This is a genomic window from Ruegeria sp. CDSB029 (assembly GCF_059611125.1).
Map to the genome: position 1 here is coordinate 1 of NZ_JBXWOX010000053.1, position 3038 is coordinate 3038.

Sequence of the window (3038 nt, forward strand, 5' to 3'; positions counted from 1 at the left end):
CGTTAGGGCGCATTTTTTGCGCCCTAACGAAACAGGTCAGGCTGTGAGGCCTTCTGGTTCTGGGAGTTTGTTTGCGCGGCAGGCGGCGGTGAGTGTGTTGGCCAGCAGGCAGGCGATGGTCATGGGGCCGACACCTCCGGGGACCGGGGTGATGGCGCCGGCGCGTGCGGCGGCGCTGATGTAGTCGACGTCGCCGACCAGTTTGTTCTTGCCGTCGCGTTCAATGCGGTTGATGCCCACGTCGATGACGGTGGCGCCTTCTTTGATCCAGTCACCGGGCACCATTTCGGGGCGGCCAACGGCGGCCACGACGATGTCGGCACGGCGCACGACATCGGGCAGATCCTTGGTGCGGCTATGCGCGATGGTCACGGTGCAGCTGTCGCCCAGCAACAGCTGCGCCATCGGCTTGCCCACGATGTTCGAGCGTCCGATCACAACCGCATCCATGCCCGACAATGAGCCATGGTGGTCGCGCAGCATCATCAGGCAGCCCAGCGGGGTGCAGGGCACCATCGATTTCTGACCGGTGCCCAGCAGGCCCACATTCGAGATATGGAACCCGTCCACATCCTTGGCCGGGTCGATTGAATTGATCACCAGATCCTCGTTCAGATGCTTGGGCAGCGGCAATTGAACCAGAATGCCATGCACAGCCGGATCGTTGTTCAGCGTGTCGATCAGCGCCAGCAGGTCCTCTTCCGAGGTATCGACATCCAGCTTGTGCTCGTAAGAGTTCATGCCGACCTCGACCGTCATCTTGCCCTTGGAGCGGACATAGACCTGACTGGCCGGGTCTTCGCCGACCAGAACCACGGCCAGGCCGGGGGTGATGCCGTTTTCCTCTTTCAGCTTTGCAACCTGATCGGCCACTTGCGCACGGACCTTGGCCGCAAAGGCCTTGCCGTCGATAACCTGGGCTACCATCCTTTGATCCCTTCTTTCAAAAACGGATCGGGCGCGTGAAGCGCCCGGTCATTCAGTCCGGGCCGAGAACACGTTCCTCACGTGCAATCGACCAGTCAATCAACATGCGCCACAGTCCTTCGGCCAAATCCGGATCCATTCCCAGCTCGGCCGAGCTTGCGCGCACGCGGTGCACCACGTCTTCGACACGGTCCGGGATACGGGCAGGCAGGCCCTCGCCCGGCTTCAGCTCGGACGCGCGGTCAATGTAGCCTGCGCGCGCCACCAACATTTCGATCAGTTGGCGGTCCAGCTTGTCGATCTGAACCCGCAGATCCTGCATCGTTGCACAGTCTTGCGGCGGTGTCAGAGTGGGCATCGCGATCTCCTCATGGCCCGGGAAAACCCCGGACCACGAGATGTCCTATTCGGCGGCTTAGAACAAGCCCTCGATCTCACCTGCGTCATTGAGGCAGATGGTTTCCGCAGCCGGTTTGCGTGGCAGACCGGGCATGGTCATGATCTCACCGCAGACCACCACGATAAAGCCGGCCCCCGCGCTCAGACGTACCTCACGCACCGGAACCGAATGGCCGGTGGGCGCGCCGCGCAAAGTGGGGTCGGTCGAGAACGAATACTGCGTCTTGGCCATGCAGACCGGCAGATTGCCGTATCCGGCCTCTTCCCACTCGCGCAGCTGGTTGCGGATCTTGTTGTCGGCCAGAACCTCGTCGGCGCGGTAGATACGCTTGGCGATGGTTTCGATCTTTTCGAACAGCGGCATGTCATCGGGGTAGATCGGTGCGAAGTTGGCACTGCCGCCTTCGACGATCTCAACAACCTTCTCGGCCAGCGGCGCAGAGCCTTCCGAGCCCAGTTCCCAGTGACGCGACAGAACCGCCTCAACCCCATGCGCGGCGCAATAGTCGCTGACCGCCTGCACTTCGGCATCGGTGTCGGTGACGAAGTGGTTGATGGCAACCACAACCGGCACGCCAAAGGATTTCACGTTCTCGATGTGACGGCCCAGGTTGGCACAGCCCGAGTTGACCGCGTCGACGTTTTCCGCACCCAGATCGGCCTTGGCAACGCCGCCGTTCATCTTCATCGCACGCACGGTGGCAACCAGCACCACTGCAGACGGCGCGATGCCCGCCTTGCGGCACTTGATGTTCATGAACTTCTCAGCACCCAGATCGGCACCAAAACCGGCCTCAGTCACAACGTAGTCAGCCACTTTCAAAGCGGTCTTGGTGGCGATGACCGAGTTACAGCCATGCGCGATGTTGGCGAAGGGGCCGCCGTGGACAAAGGCCGGGTTGTTTTCCAGCGTCTGCACCAGGTTCGGCTGCATCGCGTCTTTCAGCAACACGGTCATCGCGCCTTCGGCCTTGATGTCGCGGCAGTAAACAGCAGTCTTGTCGCGGCGATAGGCCACGATGATGTCACCCAGACGCTTTTCCAGATCCTTCAGGTCGTTGGACAGGCACAGGATCGCCATGACCTCGGACGCCACGGTGATGTCAAAGCCGGTTTCGCGCGGGAAGCCGTTCGACACCCCACCCAGAGACGCCGTGATCTGACGCAGGGCGCGGTCATTCATGTCGACCACGCGACGCCATGCGACGCGGCGTACATCGATCTCGGCTTCATTGCCCCAGTAGATGTGGTTGTCGATCATCGCCGACAGCAGCGAATGCGCCGACGTGATGGCGTGGAAATCCCCGGTGAAGTGCAGGTTCATTTCCTCCATCGGAACAACCTGCGCGTACCCGCCCCCTGCAGCGCCGCCCTTCATGCCGAAGTTCGGGCCCAGCGAGGCTTCGCGGATACAGATCATCGCATTCTTGCCGATGCGGTTCAGACCATCACCCAGACCAACGGTCGTGGTCGTCTTACCCTCACCCGCGGGGGTCGGGTTGATCGCGGTGACCAGCACCAGCTTGCCGTCTTCGCGACCCTGGACCGAGTTGATGAACTCCTGGCTGACCTTCGCCTTGTCATGGCCGTAGGGCAGCAGATCAGCAGAATCGATGCCAATCTTAGCGCCGATTTCCTGAATAGGCTTCTTCTGCGCCTCGCGCGCAATTTCAATGTCCGATTTATAGCTCATTGGGCAAAACCCCCGGTTG

The 3038-nt window shown here is 61.3% G+C and carries 3 protein-coding genes; all 3 read right to left on the reverse strand.

Translation table 11 applies throughout. From position 1 onward, the window contains the following. Positions 1-36: 36 nt before the first annotated feature. The 3 genes from folD to AC2FI8_RS24475 are packed head-to-tail and all read right to left on the reverse strand — an operon-like array spanning position 37 to position 3019. Complete coding sequence (folD, locus tag AC2FI8_RS24465; protein ID WP_496781248.1) at positions 37-927, reverse strand: bifunctional methylenetetrahydrofolate dehydrogenase/methenyltetrahydrofolate cyclohydrolase FolD; 891 nt, start codon at positions 925-927, stop codon at positions 37-39. Between the two features lie 52 nt (positions 928-979). After that, entirely contained in the window at positions 980-1285 is a 306-nt protein-coding gene (locus tag AC2FI8_RS24470) for a chorismate mutase (RefSeq protein WP_496727554.1), read from the reverse strand. A gap of 57 nt (positions 1286-1342) precedes the next feature. After that, positions 1343-3019, reverse strand: a complete 1677-nt coding sequence (locus AC2FI8_RS24475) for a formate--tetrahydrofolate ligase (RefSeq protein WP_058273699.1) — start codon at positions 3017-3019, stop codon at positions 1343-1345. Positions 3020-3038: the final 19 nt, after the last annotated feature.

Coding starts and splice junctions, on each gene's coding strand:
- folD (WP_496781248.1), bottom strand. CDS start 927: ATGGTAGCCCAGGTTATCGACGGCAAGGCCTTTGCGGCCAAGGTCCGT.
- AC2FI8_RS24470 (WP_496727554.1), bottom strand. CDS start 1,285: ATGCCCACTCTGACACCGCCGCAAGACTGTGCAACGATGCAGGATCTG.
- AC2FI8_RS24475 (WP_058273699.1), bottom strand. CDS start 3,019: ATGAGCTATAAATCGGACATTGAAATTGCGCGCGAGGCGCAGAAGAAG.